The 20,812-nt window shown below is 41.3% G+C and carries 10 protein-coding genes, 21 tRNA genes and 2 rRNA genes; 2 read left to right on the plus strand and 31 right to left on the minus strand.

Going from position 1 to position 20,812, the window contains the following annotated elements:
• Window positions 1-2: 2 nt before the first annotated feature.
• From menH to ACSVDH_RS21840, 3 genes are read right to left on the minus strand one after another with little or no spacing between them, the layout of a single operon-like run.
• The gene (menH, locus tag ACSVDH_RS21830) at window positions 3-806 is read right to left on the minus strand and encodes a 2-succinyl-6-hydroxy-2,4-cyclohexadiene-1-carboxylate synthase (protein WP_439249809.1); all 804 of its coding nucleotides are present in this window, start codon (window positions 804-806) and stop codon (window positions 3-5) included.
• Window positions 803-2,554, minus strand: a complete 1,752-nt coding sequence (gene menD, locus ACSVDH_RS21835) for a 2-succinyl-5-enolpyruvyl-6-hydroxy-3-cyclohexene-1-carboxylic-acid synthase (RefSeq protein WP_299094370.1) — start codon at window positions 2,552-2,554, stop codon at window positions 803-805. Before menD ends, menH begins: the two co-directional genes overlap by 4 nt.
• Window positions 2,541-3,956: an isochorismate synthase gene (locus ACSVDH_RS21840; RefSeq protein ID WP_439249808.1), complete on the minus strand. Its 1,416-nt coding sequence runs from the start codon at window positions 3,954-3,956 to the stop codon at window positions 2,541-2,543. The genes menD and ACSVDH_RS21840 overlap by 14 nt, the downstream gene beginning before the upstream one ends.
• A 344-nt stretch (window positions 3,957-4,300) precedes the next feature.
• Between ACSVDH_RS21840 and ACSVDH_RS21845 the strand changes: the two genes are divergently transcribed.
• Together ACSVDH_RS21845 and ACSVDH_RS21850 are read left to right on the plus strand one after the other, a co-directional pair.
• A complete protein-coding gene (locus ACSVDH_RS21845) occupies window positions 4,301-5,056 on the plus strand; it encodes a yteA family sporulation protein (RefSeq protein ID WP_299094373.1) in 756 nt (251 codons plus the stop codon).
• 210 nt (window positions 5,057-5,266) lie between these two features.
• Window positions 5,267-6,058 carry a TIGR00266 family protein gene (locus tag ACSVDH_RS21850; RefSeq protein ID WP_439249807.1) on the plus strand — a complete coding sequence of 264 codons (792 nt, stop codon included), beginning with the start codon at window positions 5,267-5,269 and terminating at the stop codon, window positions 6,056-6,058.
• 67 nt (window positions 6,059-6,125) lie between these two features.
• On the opposite strand, the gene ACSVDH_RS21855 is transcribed toward ACSVDH_RS21850, so the two are convergent.
• From ACSVDH_RS21855 to ACSVDH_RS21990, 28 genes are all read right to left on the minus strand, one after another.
• Window positions 6,126-8,531, minus strand: coding sequence for a glycogen/starch/alpha-glucan phosphorylase (locus ACSVDH_RS21855; protein ID WP_299094376.1), 2,406 nt, complete (start codon window positions 8,529-8,531; stop codon window positions 6,126-6,128).
• On the minus strand, window positions 8,506-9,966 hold the full coding sequence (gene glgA, locus ACSVDH_RS21860) for a glycogen synthase GlgA (protein WP_439249806.1): 1,461 nt from the start codon (window positions 9,964-9,966) through the stop codon (window positions 8,506-8,508). Before glgA ends, ACSVDH_RS21855 begins: the two co-directional genes overlap by 26 nt.
• Window positions 9,963-10,991 (minus strand): GlgC family sugar phosphate nucleotidyltransferase, encoded by a 1,029-nt coding sequence (locus ACSVDH_RS21865; RefSeq protein WP_439249805.1) that lies wholly within the window; start codon window positions 10,989-10,991, stop codon window positions 9,963-9,965. The genes glgA and ACSVDH_RS21865 overlap by 4 nt, the downstream gene beginning before the upstream one ends.
• 177 nt (window positions 10,992-11,168) lie before the next feature.
• Complete coding sequence (locus tag ACSVDH_RS21870; protein WP_299094379.1) at window positions 11,169-12,329, minus strand: glucose-1-phosphate adenylyltransferase; 1,161 nt, start codon at window positions 12,327-12,329, stop codon at window positions 11,169-11,171.
• A complete protein-coding gene (gene glgB / locus ACSVDH_RS21875; RefSeq protein WP_439249804.1) occupies window positions 12,286-14,247 on the minus strand; it encodes a 1,4-alpha-glucan branching enzyme in 1,962 nt (653 codons plus the stop codon). Before glgB ends, ACSVDH_RS21870 begins: the two co-directional genes overlap by 44 nt.
• Before the next feature lie 591 nt (window positions 14,248-14,838).
• Window positions 14,839-14,910, minus strand: a tRNA-Glu gene (locus tag ACSVDH_RS21880).
• 15 nt (window positions 14,911-14,925) lie between these two features.
• Window positions 14,926-15,016 (minus strand) — tRNA-Ser (locus ACSVDH_RS21885).
• Between the two features lie 3 nt (window positions 15,017-15,019).
• Window positions 15,020-15,094, minus strand: a tRNA-Asn gene (locus tag ACSVDH_RS21890).
• A 10-nt stretch (window positions 15,095-15,104) separates the two neighbouring features.
• Window positions 15,105-15,181: transfer RNA gene (locus tag ACSVDH_RS21895), tRNA-Ile, on the minus strand.
• Between the two features lie 6 nt (window positions 15,182-15,187).
• Window positions 15,188-15,261, minus strand: a tRNA-Gly gene (locus tag ACSVDH_RS21900).
• Between the two features lie 8 nt (window positions 15,262-15,269).
• Window positions 15,270-15,345, minus strand: a tRNA-His gene (locus ACSVDH_RS21905).
• A 29-nt stretch (window positions 15,346-15,374) separates the two neighbouring features.
• A tRNA-Phe gene (locus ACSVDH_RS21910) sits at window positions 15,375-15,447 on the minus strand.
• A gap of 154 nt (window positions 15,448-15,601) precedes the next feature.
• Window positions 15,602-15,678, minus strand: a tRNA-Asp gene (locus ACSVDH_RS21915).
• 4 nt (window positions 15,679-15,682) lie between these two features.
• Window positions 15,683-15,759: transfer RNA gene (locus ACSVDH_RS21920), tRNA-Met, on the minus strand.
• A gap of 168 nt (window positions 15,760-15,927) precedes the next feature.
• Window positions 15,928-16,020, minus strand: a tRNA-Ser gene (locus ACSVDH_RS21925).
• A gap of 18 nt (window positions 16,021-16,038) precedes the next feature.
• Window positions 16,039-16,115 (minus strand) — tRNA-Ile (locus ACSVDH_RS21930).
• A 4-nt stretch (window positions 16,116-16,119) separates the two neighbouring features.
• Window positions 16,120-16,196: transfer RNA gene (locus ACSVDH_RS21935), tRNA-Met, on the minus strand.
• Window positions 16,197-16,221: 25 nt separating this feature from the next.
• Window positions 16,222-16,297 (minus strand) — tRNA-Ala (locus ACSVDH_RS21940).
• An 18-nt stretch (window positions 16,298-16,315) separates the two neighbouring features.
• Window positions 16,316-16,392: transfer RNA gene (locus ACSVDH_RS21945), tRNA-Pro, on the minus strand.
• A 106-nt stretch (window positions 16,393-16,498) separates the two neighbouring features.
• Window positions 16,499-16,575 (minus strand) — tRNA-Arg (locus ACSVDH_RS21950).
• 9 nt (window positions 16,576-16,584) lie between these two features.
• Window positions 16,585-16,673 (minus strand) — tRNA-Leu (locus ACSVDH_RS21955).
• Between the two features lie 10 nt (window positions 16,674-16,683).
• Window positions 16,684-16,755: transfer RNA gene (locus ACSVDH_RS21960), tRNA-Gly, on the minus strand.
• 10 nt (window positions 16,756-16,765) lie between these two features.
• Window positions 16,766-16,851, minus strand: a tRNA-Leu gene (locus tag ACSVDH_RS21965).
• Between the two features lie 13 nt (window positions 16,852-16,864).
• Window positions 16,865-16,940: transfer RNA gene (locus ACSVDH_RS21970), tRNA-Lys, on the minus strand.
• 152 nt (window positions 16,941-17,092) lie between these two features.
• A tRNA-Thr gene (locus tag ACSVDH_RS21975) sits at window positions 17,093-17,168 on the minus strand.
• 151 nt (window positions 17,169-17,319) lie between these two features.
• Window positions 17,320-17,395 (minus strand) — tRNA-Val (locus ACSVDH_RS21980).
• Window positions 17,396-17,439: 44 nt separating this feature from the next.
• Window positions 17,440-17,555 (minus strand): 5S ribosomal RNA (rrf, locus tag ACSVDH_RS21985).
• Window positions 17,556-17,806: 251 nt separating this feature from the next.
• Window positions 17,807-20,738, minus strand: a 23S ribosomal RNA gene (locus ACSVDH_RS21990).
• Window positions 20,739-20,812 lie beyond the last annotated feature (74 nt).

A 20,812-nucleotide genomic window follows, 5' to 3' on the forward strand; every position in this document is an offset into this window, starting at 1 on the left:
CTTTATCGAGCTGAAAGTAAAAACTCATTTACTATTTTACCAAAAATTCGCGGTTGTTCCACATGAATTGCATGACCAGCGTCTTTTATTTCGTTTAAGGTCGAATTGGGGAACATCTGATTCATCTTATTAGCTATTTCACAAAACTTTTGATCTAATTCACCACATACAAGGAGAATTGGATTTTTTATTGAGGGCAGCATTTTCCACCATGAAGGCTGTACACCAGTCCCCATCCCGATCAAGCTATTGGCCAGCCCGAGAGAGGAATTTTCCAGTCTTTTTTCTCGGATTTGCTTTCTTTGCTCTTTAGGCAATCGCTTTTGCGTTGAAAAGAGAGGAATGTCCTCCCAATAATCGACAAAGGAAACCATGCCATTTTTGATTATACTCCTAGCAAGCTTTTCATCCGATATTTTTCGTTTTATTCGTTCATTCATATCCTTTATTCCTGGTGAACTGCTCTCTAAAATCAATTTGTTTACACGATTAGGATAGGTTGCCGTAAATGATAATGCCAACCTTCCACCCATTGAATATCCCAGAAAATTTGCCTTTTCAATATTTAATTTGTTTAAAATTGATATGAGATCCTCAACAGCTTCCTCAGTCCTGTACCTTGCTGGATCTTCAGGGCTTTCGGTTCGACCGTGACCAATTATGTCAATGAGAATAAATTTTGTATCACTTATTTTATTTAAAATGGAAGTCCAATTACTAGAAGAGCCTGTAAACCCATGCAGCAGCACAAGCGGTTGCCCTTTAGATTTTACCTCGACGTTGTACTCGATCCCTCTAATTTTCATTGGATCAACACTTTTCTTATTTCCTGGGAAACATGATCTAACAAATCCCGGTGAAATTTGACACGGGTTTTACGATCAGTCGGAATTTCAATGACCTTCAGACCATTATTTTTTTGAATAGCATGAAAAGCCGTATGCAATTCATCCCAGTTTTCAATCTTTTGATATATTCCATTATACATCTTTACTGCATGTGAGAAATCTAAACCAGTAGCTGTTCCATACAGCGTTTCAAAATGCTTTTCCTCATTTGATTGCGGTAAAAATGAAAAAATCCCGCCGCCATCATTATTAATCAGAAAAATCGTTAAATCGAGCTGATTACGTGTTGCGGCAAGTAATCCATTTAAATCATGATAAAACGATAAATCACCGATTAGTAAATAGGTTTGCCGATTTATGCCTGCACTTACCCCAAGTGCAGTTGACACAATTCCATCAATTCCACTTGCTCCGCGGTTTGCTAGGATTGTAATATCCTTTTGATCCTGTTTAAAAAAGGTATCGACATCTCGAATTGGCATGCTATTCCCAACAAATAGTGTACTTCCCTCTGATAAAAGCTTTTGAAGCTCCCATACAATTTTCCCTTCAAATATCTCTTGAGTTTGCTCCATGGAATGGTCTATCATGTCCCAATAAACTTTATCACTTTTGATCCATGCCTGATAGAATCTGGATTCCGGCTTTTCGTTAACCATGTTCAAAATGGTTTCACAAAAGAATGTTTCATTACAGGCTGCTAAATAGGAAGCATTTAAAGTAGGATCCCTGTATATTCCTGCTTGATCAACTACAATTTGTATAATCTCCGGATTGTTTTTAAGCATTAACATTAGCGGTTTAGAAACAGGCATTGCTCCAAAGCGAATGACAACCTTTGGTTTAAGCTTCCCTCCCAATACTGGATCTTTTAAAAGAGAGTCATAACTGCTAATGATCCCCTGAGCCTTCTTGCACCGACCACGTAAATGCGACAGCGGATCTGCCAAAACAGGAAATTTCAAATGATCGGACAGCCTTTCAATTTCCTTAATGATTGCGTCATCATGATGTTCACCACAAATAATTAATCCATCTGTTGAACCTTGGATAATTGAAGCAATGGTGCCGATCTCTTTTTCACCTAAATAAGAGCTTGTGTGAGGGATATGTAAATATGTTTCTCGATTATCCAGCTGACTCCATAGGTCGGGCAGGCTGATATTAGGTACCAGGGGCTCTCTAAAAGGAAAATTTAAATGGACCACTCCAGCAGGACTTGTTACCGCTATGCCCACAGCCCTTGCTGCAACTGTTCGAGCATACCGAAACATGCCAGGCTTTTCTTCTGGTAAGGCAAGATCAACAAACCACTTTGGATAATTGCCATACATATGCAGCTGATCAATAGCCTGCGGAGCCCCTACATCTCTTAATTCATGGGGCCTGTCTGCCGTTAATACAAGAAGCGGGACTCTCGCATAATGAGCCTCCACGATCGCAGGGTAGTAATTGGCTGCAGCTGTTCCTGATGTACATAACAAGGCAACAGGCTTTTTTTGAGACTTGGCAATCCCAAGTGCAAAAAAGCCTGCTGATCTTTCGTCGATATTTATATAACAGGTGAGCTTCGGATGCTCTGCCATTAAAATCGCTAATGGAGTTGAGCGGGATCCTGGGCTGATAACAGCTATTTCAACTCCAGAACTGACCATTTCATCAACAAAACTTGCAACATAACGTGTAAATGTGTCAATTGCATTCATGATCTGCGCCCCCTAACGCTGACAGCATCGGCTTTAATTTAATCTTTGTTTCATAGTACTCGGACTCTGGTTTTGACTCCTCAACAATTCCACAACCAGCAAATAATGCGGCACGATTCCCTTTAATTAACCCGGAACGAATCGCAACCACAAATTCACCATTATCCTCATGATCAAACCAGCCAATCGGTGCGGCATACCATCCTCTATGCATTGGTTCAAGCTCTCTTATTTTTTCGATCGCTTTTTCTTTAGGGTAACCGCCTAATGCTGGAGTCGGATGTAATTTTTCAACCATTGAGATCAAAGAATGACCTTGCTTAGCTAACCCCTTTACCGGAGTATATAGATGTTGAATATTTTTTGTTTTCAATAATGCTGGCTCGTTAGGTGCCTTTACCTCATAGCAATACTCTTCAAATGCATCTTTAATCATTTTAACAACAATAGCATGCTCAACTAAGTTCTTTTCATCTTGCAGTAATTGGCGGCCAAGCATTTCATCATCATCACTTGTTTTTCCCCTTTTTATCGAACCGGCAAGACATGTTGAAAGAACTTCGTTTTCATGCTTTTTAACCAATCTTTCCGGAGTTGCCCCAATAAAATGATGCAGCCCATTTTCAAACCCAAAAATAAAACTCGTTGGCTGTTCTTTTTGAAGATTTCCAATTACTTGATAAGGATTAATCTTATTCATAAATTCAAGGTGAACTTCTCTCGCCAGCACCACCTTATCAAGTTCATTTGCCCGAATATCAGCTGTTGCCTTTTCAATCGCTTCTACCCACTCAGCTGTTTTTAATTCAATCGAAGCGAATTCGTTACCTTTTTCACAATCTTTTTGATAAATAAAAGGTGGTTCATTTTCTAAAGACTGTTCGAAATGCCTGATACATGTATCTAATTGATCTAAAGGAGTGATCACTTTATTTATTGTCAAATAGGCTTTGTTTTGAAATTTCGTTAGCATAATGGTTGGCAGCACAAATTTCGCTTCAGAAAATTCTTCCCAAAGCAGACCTTTTTCCTTTTTCGGATCAAAAGAAAAACCGCCAAAAAGTAAAGGGCCTGTCCCAATTTGTTTTTGACTCTCAGTAACGACCCGTTTATTAAAGCGTTTCCATTCTTTTTCAATTTTCTGAAACCGTTCAAATGTTTGATTTTCGTTATCAATCACGAGTTCATTTCCTAGTCCAACCATCGTCATATCTGCAGTTGGCGTCGACCAAAAGAAACGTTCTCCTAAATATAAATTTTCTCCGGAAGCAAAGAAATGGAGGGGGTCAATTGCATCCACTTCTTGTACTCGGCTAACGATCACCGATTGATTCGTTTGCTTTGCCTCTTCCAATGCATGTTGTATCGATTCTTTAATTGTATGATCCAAAGTTGTTATCAAACTTATCCCCCCGAAACCGAAAAATCGCTTATATAAAGATACACCTGAAAAAAAGGTGTGTCAATAGATTGAAACTGATGACTGTATTTAACAACGTATTATATCCTTATTATATATCTTGTTGTTCAGGATTAAAATGAAAAGGTACCTAAAACCATCATCATTTTTTAGGCATATATGGTAATAATAAGCTAAATTGGTGCAAATGATTGACACAACGCATTAACCTGTTGAGTCTGAACATTTTCCCCCGCCTTTTATGTCCATTTTTTACAATCATGAATTTACTAAGAACTGCTCATAATAGATAGTAGAAATCTATTTAAGGAAGGAGCGTGAATGGCATGCTAAGTTCACAACAAGTAGAGACCTTCCGTTCACAGCTTTTGCAGATGAAAAATGAAATTGAACAGCGCTTTAAGATGAATGGTCATTTTGGTTTAGAGGAAGGGCACTCCCATGAATCTATGGGTGAGCTCTCTAGCTATGATAATCATCCTGCTGATGATGCAACAGAATTATATGAGCGGGAAAAAGACATCGCGCTAAATGAACATACAGAAGAAGAACTACTGGATATTGACCGTGCCCTAAAAGCAGTTGAAAACGGAACCTACGGGAAATGTGAAGTTTGCGGAGCAGAAATTCCCCTCGAACGACTTGATGCAATGCCTACTGCTACAACCTGTGTAGAACATGCGCCAGAACAAGTTGTGTCACATAATCGGCCTATAGAAGAAGGCGTTCTAATGCCTCCATTCGGAAAATTTGATTATGATGAAAAAGATGAAAATGTCGCCTTTGATGCCGAGGATGCCTATCAAATTGTCAACAGCTATGGATCCTCTGAAACACCTTCTGATTTTGCTGATCCTCAGGATCACTATAATGATGTTAGAATGGAATCAAATGATCCTGATGGCTATGTAGAAGATTTTGAAAATTTCATTGGCACAGATATTGAAGGCAAAGAAATTACAGTTTATCCATCCAGCCAGCATCAACGTTATGAAGATGAGCTTGATGAAGAAGGCATTATGACAGCGTTTGGTGATTTGCCAGGTTATGAAAAAGATCCTTATACAGAGGATGAAAGATAATCCAACTCCCTTGCTGGGAGTTTTTTATTTTGTTTGAATCCAACCTATTTTTTTGAAAAGAGCCCTGTAATTACACTGTTCGCTCAAGTACAAAAAACATTCGCTAAAGCAAACGAATCATGCTTCTATTACCTCCTAAAAACCTGTAAAATATATACTGATGCAGTTATCGATAGAAAGACTGTTATCTACATAATTGGGGGGATTGTGTTGAACGCACATGAAATTGATTTTGAACTGCATGGAGATGATATGCAGTGTGTAGAAATCGAATTAGATCCAAATGAAAGTGTTGTTGCCGAAGCCGGCGGCATGATGATGATGGAAGATGGAATTGATATGGAAACCATCTTTGGTGATGGCGATAGTAACCAGAAGGGCTTTCTAGGCAAGCTTGTTGGTGCCGGGAAACGTGTGCTGACAGGTGAAAGTTTATTCATGACCGTTTTCACTAACAAAGGATCGGGTAAGAAAAAAGTTTCTTTTGCGGCTCCATATCCGGGTAAAATCATTCCTGTCGATTTAAGTGAGCTTGGCAATAAAGTAATCTGTCAAAAAGATTCATTCCTTTGTGCAGCAAAAGGTGTTTCAGTGGGCATTGATTTCCAACGCAAGCTTGGAACAGGATTTTTTGGCGGTGAAGGCTTTATCATGCAAAAGCTTGAAGGCGATGGCTTAGCATTTTTACATGCAGGTGGAACGATTATAAGAAGAGATCTACAGCCAGGAGAAAAGCTTCGTATTGATACAGGGTGTCTTGTTGCCTTAACAAAAAATGTTGATTACAATATTGAATTTGTCGGAAAAGTAAAGACAGCATTCTTTGGTGGCGAAGGCTTATTTTTTGCTACAGTGCAAGGACCTGGAACCGTTTGGATTCAAACACTGCCGTTTAGCCGATTGGCCGATCGAGTGATGGCGAATGCGCCTGCTGCTGGCGGAGAAGCTCGCGGCGAGGGCAGCTTACTTGGCGGATTAGGGAGATTACTGGATGGAGATTGATCCATTAGGAAAAATAAGTTTCTTTTATAAAAAAATGGTGCTAACCCAATTGGGTCAGCACCATTTTTTACATTTTTAAAGCAACAGGGCCAATTTTCCAAATGTCGTCCGCATATTGCATAATGGTCCGATCACTTGAAAAGAAACCTGAATGTGATACATTTATTAATGCTTTCTCTAGCCATTTATCGGTGTTTTGATATGCAACACCAACTTTTTCTTGAATATCAATATAAGAAGCAAAATCACGCAGTACAAAGTATTGATCATTTTGCACAAGAAGAGAATCAGCAATTGATTCAAATTCTCCTTCATCTTCGGCAAAGAAGCCATTTGTTAATTGATCGACGACTTGACGGACTCTTAAATCATGGTGATAGTATTCCATTGAGCGATAGCGGCCATTTTCTTCATATTTTAGAACCTCTTGGGCTGTTAATCCAAAAGTAAAGATATTATCGCTGCCAATCTCCTCCATCATCTCAATATTTGCTCCATCTAACGTTCCAACCGTCAATGCTCCATTCATCATAAACTTCATATTTCCTGTACCTGACGCTTCTTTACTTGCAGTCGAAATTTGTTCACTAACATCTGCCGCAGGGAAAATATCCTCGGCAAGTGAAACACGGTAATTTTCCATAAAAACAACTTTTATAACCTTTGATACTTGCGGGTCATTATTCACCTTATCTGCTAAAGAGTGAATCAATTTAATGATTTTTTTTGCATAATAATATGTTGGTGATGCTTTGGCGCCAAAGATAAATGTCCGAGGCTGAATAATGTAATTGGCATCCTCTTTTATACGATTATATAAATACAGAATGTGTAAAACATTTAATAATTGCCGTTTATAAGCATGCAATCTCTTAACCTGTACATCAAAAATAGAGTCAATATCAACAATGATGCCATTTTTCTCCGCGATTTTTTTAGCAAGAATTTCTTTTCTTTTCCGTTTAACAGCCGCAAAACGCTCTTTTAGTTCAGGATGATAAATATGTCTCTTTAAATCTAATAATTTTTCGGGGTGCTTTACCCATTCATCACCTATGACATCTTTAATTAATGAGGTAAGCTCTGGATTTGCTTTTAATAACCAGCGCCGGTGTGTGATACCATTTGTTTTGTTATTAAACTTCCAAGGGTAGAGCTCATAAAATGATTTCATTTCACGATTTTTTAAGATATCAGAGTGGATTTTTGCCACCCCATTTATACTGGAGCTTCCTACAATTGCTAGATGTGCCATTTTAACTAAACCGTGAGCAATAATCGCCATGTGCTCAATTCGCTGCCAATCACCAGGATAACGATCCCAGAGCTCTGCACAGAATCGCTCATTGATTTCCTCGATAATCATATATATTCTCGGTAATAGTGGTTTAAATAAATGAATCGGCCATTTTTCCATCGCTTCAGAAAGGATCGTATGGTTCGTGTATGAGACTGTATTGCACGTAACTTCCCAGGCCTCCTCCCATGTACATCCTTCCACATCGACTAGGATCCTCATTAATTCAGGTACAGCTAATGCAGGGTGTGTGTCATTAATATGGATTGCAACCGATTGATGCATCTTTCTAATATCTTGATTTTCCTTTTTATATGAAGCAATGATGCTTTGAATGCTCGAAGATACTAAAAAATACTGCTGCTTTAGTCGTAAAATTTTCCCCTCATCATGGGTATCATCCGGGTATAAAAAGTCCGTAATCGCCTCTGTTTCCCGCTTATAAGACAAGATATCCTGATTCGGTCCATAGGATGCTGGTTCAGCATTCCAAAGCCTTAGCGTGTTCACGGTATCAACATGATACCCGACGACAGGCATATCATATGGAACCGCAAGCACCTTCTGAGCCCCCACATGATGAAAGGCGAGAACATTATTTTCACAGCTTGTTTCGACTCTTCCCCAAAAGGAAATTTCTACTGCTTCATCCGGTTTCCGAACCTCCCAAACATTTCCATGTCTCAACCATTGCTCAGGAAGCTCAACCTGATATCCATCAACGATTTTTTGGTCGAACAACCCGTGCTTATAGCGAATTCCATAACCATGTCCAGGAAGATTTAAGGTTGCCAAGGAATCTAAAAAGCATGCTGCAAGACGTCCAAGCCCGCCATTCCCTAATGCAGGATCTGGCTCACATTCTTCAATTTCACTTAAATGAATATTAAGCTCACGCAATCCTTCCTCAACAATTTCTTTTATTCCAAGATTCAACAGATTTTGACCAAGCAGACGTCCTAATAAAAATTCAATTGATAAATAATACACTTGTTTTTTATTTTCAAACCTGTATAGCTCATTTGTTTCAATCCATTTGGAACTAATATATTCTCTAACCATATTCCCAAGGGTATGGTATTGATCACGCTTTGTGGATTCTTCAAAGCCTTTGCCGCACATACTTTCTAATTTCATTAGAAAACATTCCTTAAACTGATCCTTGTTGGAGAACATGCTCTTCACTCCTAATAATCAAATCAGCGTACAGCTGGTTATATTTCAATGCAGATTGCGTCCAACTATAATCCTGTTTCATCGCATTCTTAACAATCACCTGCCATACATCCTTCTGATGATAAAAATCAAGAGCGCGATAAATGGTATGCAGCATGTCATGAGCATTGAAATTTCTGAATGAAAACCCGTTCCCCTCCTCTGTATCCTCACGGAAAGAGGTTACTGTATCATTGAGGCCGCCTGTTTCTCTAACAATTGGGAGTGTCCCATATCGTAATGCGATGAGCTGCCCTAATCCACATGGTTCAAACTTAGAAGGCATAAGAAAAAGATCAGAGCCTGCATAGATGCGATGTGCCAATTTTTCATCAAATCCTATGTATGCTTTGAATTTATTCGGATGAGCCCACTCCATATGTCGAAAGAAATCTTCAAACTCTGTATCTCCTGTTCCAAGTACGATCATTTGGATATCATGATCTAATAGTTCATGGAGTACACGCTTTACTAAGTCAAATCCTTTTTGCTTTGTCAATCTTGTCACCATTGAAATCAAAGGAATATCTTCATCAACTGGAAGCCCAAAGGAAGCTTGCAATGCAGCTTTATTTTTTCCTTTCAAGCCCAACGATTCAACTGTGTATTGTTCATCAATGACAGGATCTGTTTCAGGATTATAGACTTCATCATCTATTCCATTTAGGATCCCTACCAGTGAGGAAGCCTTTGAGCGTAATAATCCATCTAATCTTTCTCCATAATAGGCGGTTTGAATCTCTTCCATGTATGTTGGACTAACGGTTGTAATGATGTCAGAAGCAACAATTGCCCCTTTCATAAAGTTCACATGGCCGTAGAATTCCACCATGGCGCACTTTTCTTCCTCCGTATTAAGAAGATCCTTTAAAATACCAAATGGGAAGATCCCTTGGAATTGCAGATTATGAATGGTAAATACAGTCTTGATATGTTTATAAAAAGATTGTTGCTGATATTCCTCTTTCAGTAAGAAACTTATCATCCCCGTATGCCAATCATGTGAATGAATAACATCAGGCTGAAAGTCAATTGCTTTTAAAGCATCTAATACGCCTCTGCAAAAGAAGGAGAATCGTTCTCCATCATCGTAGTGACCGTATAAAGAGTCACGATAAAAATAATATTCATTGTCAAGAAAGTAATACGTGATTCCTTCATATTCAAGCATTTCAATGCCGCAATATTGCTTTCTCCAACCAACAGGCACTGTGATTTCTTTCATTTTTTCCATCTTATCTCTAAATCTTTCAGGTATTAAACTGTATTTCGGAAGAATGACACGAACATCATTTCCCAGTTTTTTTAATTCTTTTGGCAAGGCCCCTGCTACATCCGCCAAACCGCCGGATTTAACAAATGGTACACATTCTGAAACAGCAAATAATACGTTCACGAGTTCATCAGCGCTCCTTGAATTGTTTTTTTTCTTAGTATATACGGTAGTAGGACGGAACCTTTTATTGTTGTCTCTGATTCTACTTTTACATCTTTATCTGCAATGACATGGTCTAATAAACACGCTTCACCAATTTGTGATTTTTGCATAATCACACTATTTTTAACTACTGTATCTTTACCAATATGAACCGCTCTAAAAATAATACTATTTTCAACATAGCCCTCAATTTTACAGCCATTTGCGATTAATGAATTCTTTACAACTGCATCTTTTCCATATTTCGTAGGCGGCTCATCTTTTGCCTTTGTTAATATTGGACGGTTTTTAAGGAATATTTCATTCCAAACTTCTGGCTTAAGCATATCCATGCTATGTTTATAATAACTGCTGATCGAATCAATCACAGCTGCATAACCATAAAATTCATAATGACAAATGGTCAACTGATTCTCGTTTTTATTAATAACATCAGCAAGCGTCTTAAATCCAGTTTGTTCTTTATTATGAATAAGATCTAAAAGGAGCTTCGTAGACATGATAAACATTTGTAATGAATTGCCGTCTTTTCTTACTTCTGTAATATCACAGCCATTGTCCAGATGGTAGGCTAATACCTTTTTAAAATCAATATTGCACACCGTATAACTATTCGTAATAACGGCATATTCCTGTGTGCTTCTTAAAAAGAAATCAATATGATCGGAAAACTGACGAAATGATCCAAACTCATCATACTCATTATGTAAATGAGGAGACGGGAAAAAGAATAAACCATCTTTTTTACGGTTTAAGTCCCATTGTTTCCCCGAACCAAGATGATCCATTAATGACCGATATTGATACTTTGGAAAAATCGCTACACTTTCAATCTCAGAATTCACCATATTTGATAGGACAAAATCGATTAAGCGATAACGACTAGCGAATGGGACCGCAGCCAATGAACGATGTAATGTTAAATCTTCAATTTCCGGTTTATAAGTTGTCGCATCAATAATACCTAGCATCTTTTGATTCATTTCCAATCTCCCCTTTTGTGAACAAGGACTGATGGATAACGATGATGTCTAACGATTTAGATTGTAAATCATTTAAGTACCTATAAGGGTAGACAACAAGTGCGTCTCCACCGTCCCAGTTCCAAACTGTGATAGTAATATTTCCATTCTTGAAGTGTTTTCTCTTATTTTTTTCTATTAGATTATTTTGCTATCAACAATTGTGGAAAGTTCTGTAATAATTTCTTCCGTAACAAGTAGAATTTCTCCAGAATCAGGGCAAATAATTGTACCATTAGGAATTTCGATTCCACTAGGGACGATCGCATTTTCGATATAAACATTTTCACCAATTATTGCATCTGGCATTAACACGGAATTTTTGATTTCACTATTCTTACCTACTGATACACCCTGAAATAAAACGGAATGGTCCACATTGCCCATAATCACACAGCCATCATTGACAAAGGAATCCTTTACAACCGCATTATCTGCAATAAATTGAGGTGGATGGTTTGAATTAACCGTGTAAATTTTCCAATCTCGATCAAATAAATTTAATTTGGAGTCTTCATTTAAGAGATCCATATTCGCTTCCCAAAGGCTTTTTACTGTACCTACATCTTTCCAATAACCTTTAAATGGATAAGCAACAACATTTAAATTCTCATCTAGTAATAAAGGAATAATATCTTTTCCGAAATCATGACTTGAATGTTCGTTCCGTTCATCCATTTCTAGATATTCCTTTAAAACAGACCATTTAAAGATGTAGATGCCCATTGAGGCCAGGTTATTTTTCGGCTTAGCAGGTTTTTCTTCAAATTCAACAACCTGCATTTTTTCATTGGTATTCATGATGCCAAAACGACTTGCTTCATCCCACGGTACTTCAATAACAGATATAGAAGCATCTGCATTCTTTTTAATATGGTAGTCTAGCATTTCTGAATAATCCATTTTGTAAATATGATCTCCTGATAAGATAAGGACATATTCTGGATCATATTGCTTTATATAATTAATATTTTGATAGATGGCACTTGCTGTTCCTTTATACCATTTCATCTCAGAGGATTCTGTATAAGGAGGCAGAACAGTTACCCCCCCATTTTTACGATCCAAATCCCAAACACTGCCTATGCCGATATATGAATTTAACACAAGCGGCTGATATTGTGTAAGAACTCCTACGGTGTCAATGCTAGAATTTGTACAATTGCTTAAGGTGAAATCTATTATTCGGTATTTCCCCCCAAATGGTACTGCTGGTTTCGCTAAATTTTTTGTAAGGGAGCTTAATCTACTTCCTTTACCTCCTGCTAATAACATTGCGACGCACTTTTTTCTTCCCATTTTTATTCTCCCCTCTTTTTTTTACTGCTCGTAAAATAACTGCACCATATGGTGGAATCGTCATCGAAACATGGTATGGTCTTCCATGGTATTCGCCTTCAATTGCCTTGAGATTCTTTCGATTTATTTGATCTGAACCGCCAAATTCAGCTGCATCACTATTTAAAATTTCAACATATTCCGTATCAACCGGTACTCCAACCTTATATTCATGGTAAACGTCAGGCTTAAAATTACAAATAATAACAAGGAAGTCATTTTCTTTTTGACTCTTACGAATAAACGAAAAAATGCTTTGATCTTTATTATCAACATCAATCCACTCAAAGCCCTCTTCTGAATGATCTAATTCATATAATGGCTTTTGTTTTTGATAAATGTTCATCAAATATTTAAAATATACGCGCATTTTGTTATGCATTTCATAATCTTCAAGCATCCAATCGAGCTGTTCCAAGTCCTTCCATTCATCAAATTGACCAAATTCTCCACCCATGAAAAGCAGCTTCTTTCCAGGGTGTGCCATCATATATCCAAAAAGCAGCCTTAATTGGGCAAACTTTTGCCAGTAGTCACCTGGCATTTTATTTAGTAAGGATTTCTTCCCATGAACAACTTCATCATGAGAGAATGGTAAAATGAAATTTTCCGAAAAAGCATATAAAAGGGAGAATGTTACTTTATGGTGGAGTTCATTCCTATGTTCTGGAGAAGTCTCCATATAGGTAAGAATGTCATTCATCCAGCCCATATTCCATTTGTAGTTAAAGCCTAGACCACCTGACGAGGTAGGAGCGGTTACCATCGGCCAATCAGTTGAATCTTCAGCAATCATTAAAATATCAGGATCTTTTGCAAAAACAGCTTCATTTAATTTTCTTAAAAAGCTAACTGCGTAAGGATTCTCCACTAATTCATGTGAATTTGGCCAGTAAAGCATATTTGCAACTGCATCAACTCTGAATCCATCTACGTGAAAATGTTCCATCCAAAATATCGCATTTGAAATCAAAAAGCTTTGAACCTCTGGTTTGCCAAGATCAAAGTTTGCTGTTCCCCAATCCCAATTTTCTCGATCTTTTTCAGTTTTGTATTCATATGTAGGCTCACCATCAAACATATAAAGTCCATGGGAGTCCTTACAAAAATGTCCCGGCACCCAATCAATAATGACACCGATATTTTCTTGATGGCATGCATCAATAAATTCCATTAGCTCGTGAGGTGTCCCAAATCTACTTGTTGCAGAGAAATAGCCCGTTCCCTGATAGCCCCAAGAACGATCATATGGATGTTCGATAACTGGCAGCAACTCAATATGAGTAAACCCATGATCTATTACATATGGTATTAGTTCCTCTATTAATTCTTTGTAGCTGTACAACTCTCCATCTTCTTTTACTTTCCATGTACCTAAATGAACTTCGTAAATCGCCATTGGTCGATCATATGGCTGCTTAAGTCGCTTCTTTTTCTTCCATTTTTGATCCTTCCAAACATAGCCAGATAAATCATAAACAACAGATGCCGTATTTGGTCTTACTTCTGAAAAAAAAGCGTATGGATCTGCTTTTAACAAAGTCTCTCCATTAGCTGTCACAATTTCATACTTATATATTTCCCCTGCTTCTAATTGCGGAATAAATAAGCCCCATATCCCCTCCTCATTAATCCTTTCCATTTGATGATTTTGACCATTCCACTCGTTAAAATCACCAACAACATTTACCTGTCTTGCATGTGGTGCCCAAACACAGAAATTTGTACCTATAACCCCATTCAGTTCTTGTGTATGTGCACCTAAAAAACCATAGCTTTCAAATGACTGTCCCTCATGAAATAAATGAATATCATAGTCTGTTGGACAAGTGAGAGTCACATATGTCACCCTTTCTCTTAATATCTCTATGCTAAACATTCAAGACTTACTAGTAGATACCTGCAATGTAACCGCTACTTTTTTACGACATAATCCAACAAAACCTTTGAAGTTGAGGGTGAATGTTATACTTTTAAAATATAAGAAAAAGAAAGAAAAAAGGAAAGGAACTGCCCTAAAACCGTAGAAATACTTAAGAATTAAAAAGATGTTTTTGAAATTGAAATAATATAATTTGATTTAATGAAAGCGTTTAAATAACTAGGATTATGGACAAGTCAAACCACTATTTATTATAGTAATAAAACATTAAATTCGACTTTTTGTAGGAATTTGTTGAAAGTTCTTTTGAAGAAAAAAAGAAGGAAATTGATTCATGAATATCCTATTGAAGGATGATCTTTGCTGGTTGAATAAATAAACAAAGCTGAATTGAAAATGTCAAAAACATAGTAAAAGGAATTCATTTATTTTTATTAAAATAACTATAAGCCTTTTTAAGGACAAACGTCAACAAATAAGCATTGCCTAAATAATGTGAGGGTTCCATTAATGGTGGCTTTACCACTTGTTAAGATCAAAATCAATATGTATAGAAAAAAACACTGCAGGAATGCAGTGTTTTTTTGATGACCCGTACGGGATTCGAACCCGTGTTACCGCCGTGAAAGGGCGGTGTCTTAACCGCTTGACCAACGGGCCATTATGTTTGTTATATGGCGGAGAAGGAGGGATTTGAACCCTCGCGCCGCTTACGCGACCTACACCCTTAGCAGGGGCGCCTCTTCAGCCACTTGAGTACTTCCCCATATGGCTCCGCAGGCAGGATTCGAACCTGCGACCGATCGGTTAACAGCCGATAGCTCTACCACTGAGCTACTGCGGAATAAAATGTATGGTGGGCCTAAATGGACTTGAACCATCGACCTCACGCTTATCAGGCGTGCGCTCTAACCAGCTGAGCTATAGGCCCACTTTCTGGAGCGGGTGAAGGGAATCGAACCCTCATCATCAGCTTGGAAGGCTGAGGTTTTACCACTAAACTACACCCGCAAGTAAAATGGGGCGGCTGATGGGAATCGAACCCACGAATGTCGGAACCACAATCCGATGCGTTAACCACTTCGCCACAGCCGCCACATAAAATATATCAACTTTTTAAAAGGTGGCTCGGGACGGAATCGAACCGCCGACACATGGATTTTCAGTCCATTGCTCTACCGACTGAGCTACCGAGCCATTTAGTTTACGGCTTCCACTAAGCTTCGAATCTCTTCGTCAGCTCCATCGCTCACATCCTCACGTATTAACATACGCTCCGGTGCTCCCTCAGTCGCTTCCTCGACCTTCTCGCTTATTGAAACCCTTTTACTCTAGATTAGGAATTTTAAAATGGCGGTCCGGACGGGACTCGAACCCGCGACCTCCTGCGTGACAGGCAGGCATTCTAACCAACTGAACTACCGGACCATTTTGGTTGCGGAGGCAGGATTTGAACCTGCGACCTTCGGGTTATGAGCCCGACGAGCTACCAGACTGCTCCACCCCGCGACGATAATATAAATTAAAGTTTATCTATGCTCTTAGATATTGCCTAATAGAGACCGTCCCGATTTCAGGATGCTGATTCAAGAAGCAGCTCAATCGGTACGCTGATGATTATTCAGTGAAGCATATTCGTTCGTGCTCCACCCCGCGACGATAATATTAAATATAATATGGAGGAGGAAGGGGGATTCGAACCCCCGCGGGCTTTGACACCCCTGTCGGTTTTCAAGACCGATCCCTTCAGCCGGACTTGGGTATTCCTCCGTAATACTTTTTTTAAAATGGTGGACCTTGTAGGACTCGAACCTACGACCGGACGGTTATGAGCCGTCTGCTCTAACCAACTGAGCTAAAGGTCCAAAATGGTAGCGGCGGAGGGAATCGAACCCACGACCTCACGGGTATGAACCGTACGCTCTAGCCAGCTGAGCTACACCGCCAAAATAGAAGTTTAAGTTGAATTTATGGTGGAGCCTAGCGGGATCGAACCGCTGACCTCCTGCGTGCAAAGCAGGCGCTCTCCCAGCTGAGCTAAGGCCCCAAAAACAATTATAAGAGATGGTCGGGAAGACAGGATTCGAACCTGCGACCCCTTGGTCCCAAACCAAGTGCTCTACCAAGCTGAGCTACTTCCCGTACTAGATATCAGAGGTATGATGTGAGAGGTCAGAGATCTTTAAGTACTGCTTCGAAGCAAAGCCTTTAATCTAACTTCTGACTTCCGATTTCTCACTTCTAGAAATGGCGCGCCCGAGAGGAGTCGAACCCCTAACCTTTTGATCCGTAGTCAAACGCTCTATCCAATTGAGCTACGGGCGCAAGTCTAACTGGTGCCGAGGACCGGAATCGAACCGGTACGGTAGTCACCTACCGCAGGATTTTAAGTCCTGTGCGTCTGCCAGTTCCGCCACCCCGGCACTTATAAAGAGCGGAAGACGGGATTCGAACCCGCGACCCCCACCTTGGCAAGGTGGTGTTCTACCACTGAACTACTTCCGCATGATTTAGATGGTGCGGGTGAAGGGACTTGAACCCCCACGTCACAAGGACACTAGATCCTAAGTCTAGCGCGTCTGCCAATTCCGCCACACCCGCACGGTGTGTAAAATGGTGAGCCATGAAGGACTCGAACCTTCGACCCTCTGATTAAAAGTCAGATGCTCTACCAACTGAGCTAATGGCTCTTGTTTCAAAACACTCATAGGTTTGACGCCCAAATTTCAGAAAGCTTATTCAAGAAGCGGCTCAATTTGTGCGCTGAAGTTAATGCTTCGCAGCTTATTCATTCGTGCTCTACCAACTGAGCTAATGGCTCTTATTTTTTTGAAACAATAAGTGGTGCCGGCGAGAGGACTTGAACCCCCAACCTACTGATTACAAGTCAGTTGCTCTACCAATTGAGCTACACCGGCGTATTTAGTATTGTGTAATATATAGTCATTCTTACCTAACAGTCACCCAAATCTCAGGAAGATTAATCAAGAAGCAGCTCGATTTGTGTGCTGAAGCACAGCTTCGAAGCTTGTTCGATCGTGCTCTACCAATTGAGCTACACCGGCAAAATGGTGGAGGATGACGGGATCGAACCGCCGACCCCCTGCTTGTAAGGCAGGTGCTCTCCCAGCTGAGCTAATCCTCCAAATCAAACATACAAAAGTGTATGCGTTTTAATATCTTGTTACTGCCTGGCAATGTCCTACTCTCACAGGGGGAAACCCCCAACTACCATCGGCGCTGAAGAGCTTAACTTCCGTGTTCGGCATGGGAACGGGTGTGACCTCTTCGCCATCATCACCAGACATTAGCGACAAGAATTATTATACTATTTCAGAAGAATATTTCAAGTGTTTTTTATAAAAACTTTATATTCCTTCAAAACTAGATAACGATTTTACAATTCAATTACTGAGCTTACGCTTTTCTACGTTGTCCAGCTACAGAAGCCAAATCCTACGGTAATTTTACTCTCTCGGGCGAAGTCAAAGTACGACTTCTGCGAGGGTCGCGCGGGTTCCCAATGGATTTTAGCGGACTTCTTCAGCTTTTCTAATAGGTTAAGTCCTCGATCGATTAGTATCAGTCAGCTCCACACGTCACCGCGCTTCCACCTCTGACCTATCAACCTGATCATCTTTCAGGGATCTTACGTTACAAAGTAACAGGGAAATCTCATCTTGAGGGGGGCTTCATGCTTAGATGCTTTCAGCACTTATCCCTTCCGCACATAGCTACCCAGCTATGCCTTTGGCAAGACAACTGGTACACCAGCGGTGCGTCCATCCCGGTCCTCTCGTACTAAGGACAGCTCCTCTCAAATTTCCTGCGCCCACGACGGATAGGGACCGAACTGTCTCACGACGTTCTGAACCCAGCTCGCGTACCGCTTTAATGGGCGAACAGCCCAACCCTTGGGACCGACTACAGCCCCAGGATGCGATGAGCCGACATCGAGGTGCCAAACCTCCCCGTCGATGTGGACTCTTGGGGGAGATAAGCCTGTTATCCCCGGGGTAGCTTTTATCCGTTGAGCGATGGCCCTTCCATGCGGAACCACCGGATCACTAAGCCCGACTTTCGTCCCTGCTCGACTTGTAGGTCTCGCAGTCAAGCTCCCTTGTGCCTTTACACTCTGCGAATGATTTCCAACCATTCTGAGGGAACCTTTGGGCGCCTCCGTTACATTTTAGGAGGCGACCGCCCCAGTCAAACTGCCCACCTGACACTGTCTCCCGGCCCGATAAGGGCCGCGGGTTAGAATTTCAATACAGCCAGGGTAGTATCCCACCGACGCCTCCACCGAAGCTGGCGCTCCGGCTTCTCAGGCTCCTACCTATCCTGTACAAGCTGTACCAAAATTCAATATCAGGCTACAGTAAAGCTCCACGGGGTCTTTCCGTCCTGTCGCGGGTAACCTGCATCTTCACAGGTACTATAATTTCACCGAGTCTCTCGTTGAGACAGTGCCCAGATCGTTACGCCTTTCGTGCGGGTCGGAACTTACCCGACAAGGAATTTCGCTACCTTAGGACCGTTATAGTTACGGCCGCCGTTTACTGGGGCTTCAGTTCAAAGCTTCGCTTGCGCTAACCTCTCCCCTTAACCTTCCAGCACCGGGCAGGCGTCAGCCCCTATACTTCGCCTTGCGGCTTCGCAGAGACCTGTGTTTTTGCTAAACAGTCGCCTGGGCCTATTCACTGCGGCTTTTCCGGGCTATTCACCCTAAAAAGCACCCCTTCTCCCGAAGTTACGGGGTCATTTTGCCGAGTTCCTTAACGAGAGTTCTCTCGCTCACCTTAGGATTCTCTCCTCGCCTACCTGTGTCGGTTTGCGGTACGGGCACCTCACACCTCGCTAGAGGCTTTTCTTGGCAGTGTGGAATCAGGAACTTCGGTACTATAGTTCCCTCGCCATCACAGCTCAGCTTATGTGACAACGGGATTTGCCTCGTTGTCAGCCTAACTGCTTGGACGCGCTAATCCAACAGCGCGCTTACCCTATCCTTCTGCGTCCCCCCATTGCTCAAACGGTGAGGAGGTGGTACAGGAATTTCAACCTGTTGGCCATCGCCTACGCCTTTCGGCCTCGGCTTAGGTCCCGACTAACCCTGAGCGGACGAGCCTTCCTCAGGAAACCTTAGGCATTCGGTGGAGGGGATTCTCACCCCTCTTTCGCTACTCATACCGGCATTCTCACTTCTAAGCGCTCCACTAGTCCTTACGGTCTAGCTTCACAGCCCTTAGAACGCTCTCCTACCACTGTTCTAAAAGAACAGTCCACAGCTTCGGTGATACGTTTAGCCCCGGTACATTTTCGGCGCAGAGTCACTCGACCAGTGAGCTATTACGCACTCTTTAAATGGTGGCTGCTTCTAAGCCAACATCCTGGTTGTCTAAGCAACTCCACATCCTTTTCCACTTAACGTATACTTTGGGACCTTAGCTGGTGGTCTGGGCTGTTTCCCTCTTGACTACGGATCTTATCACTCGCAGTCTGACTCCTGAACATAAGTCTTTGGCATTCGGAGTTTGACTGAATTCGGTAACCCGATGGGGGCCCCTAGTCCAATCAGTGCTCTACCTCCAAGACTCTTAATTCAAGGCTAGCCCTAAAGCTATTTCGGAGAGAACCAGCTATCTCCAAGTTCGATTGGAATTTCTCCGCTACCCACACCTCATCCCCGCACTTTTCAACGTGCGTGGGTTCGGGCCTCCATTCAGTGTTACCTGAACTTCACCCTGGACATGGGTAGATCACCTGGTTTCGGGTCTACGACCACGTACTCATTCGCCCTATTTAAGACTCGCTTTCGCTGCGGCTCCGTCTCTTCAACTTAACCTTGCACGGGATCGTAACTCGCCGGTTCATTCTACAAAAGGCACGCCATTACCCATTAACGGGCTTTGACTACTTGTAGGCACACGGTTTCAGGATCTCTTTCACTCCCCTTCCGGGGTGCTTTTCACCTTTCCCTCACGGTACTGGTTCACTATCGGTCACTAGGGAGTATTTAGCCTTGGGAGATGGTCCTCCCTGCTTCCGACGGGATTTCACGTGTCCCGCCGTACTCAGGATCCACTCTGGAGGGAACGAAGTTTCAACTACAGGGTTGTTACCTTCTATGACGGGCCTTTCCAGACCGCTTCATTTACCCCGTTCCTTTGTAACTCCTAATAGAGTGTCCTACAACCCCAAGAGGCAAGCCTCTTGGTTTGGGCTTCTTCCGTTTCGCTCGCCGCTACTCAGGAAATCGCGTTTGCTTTCTCTTCCTCCGGGTACTTAGATGTTTCAGTTCCCCGGGTCTGCCTTCATTACCCTATGGATTCAGGTAAAGATACTGTTCCATTACGAACAGTGGGTTTCCCCATTCGGAAATCTCCGGATCAAAGCTTACTTACAGCTCCCCGAAGCATATCGGTGTTAGTACCGTCCTTCATCGGCTCCTAGTGCCAAGGCATCCACCGTGCGCCCTTAACAACTTAACCTTCGACAAACGATAAGCGTCGAATTTCTTCGTTGACTTCGAGTTCTGCGGTGCTCATGTACCAAAACCGTACAC

The sequence above is a fragment of the Metabacillus sp. Hm71 genome, from assembly GCF_051842955.2.
GTDB lineage: Bacteria > Bacillota > Bacilli > Bacillales > Bacillaceae > Metabacillus.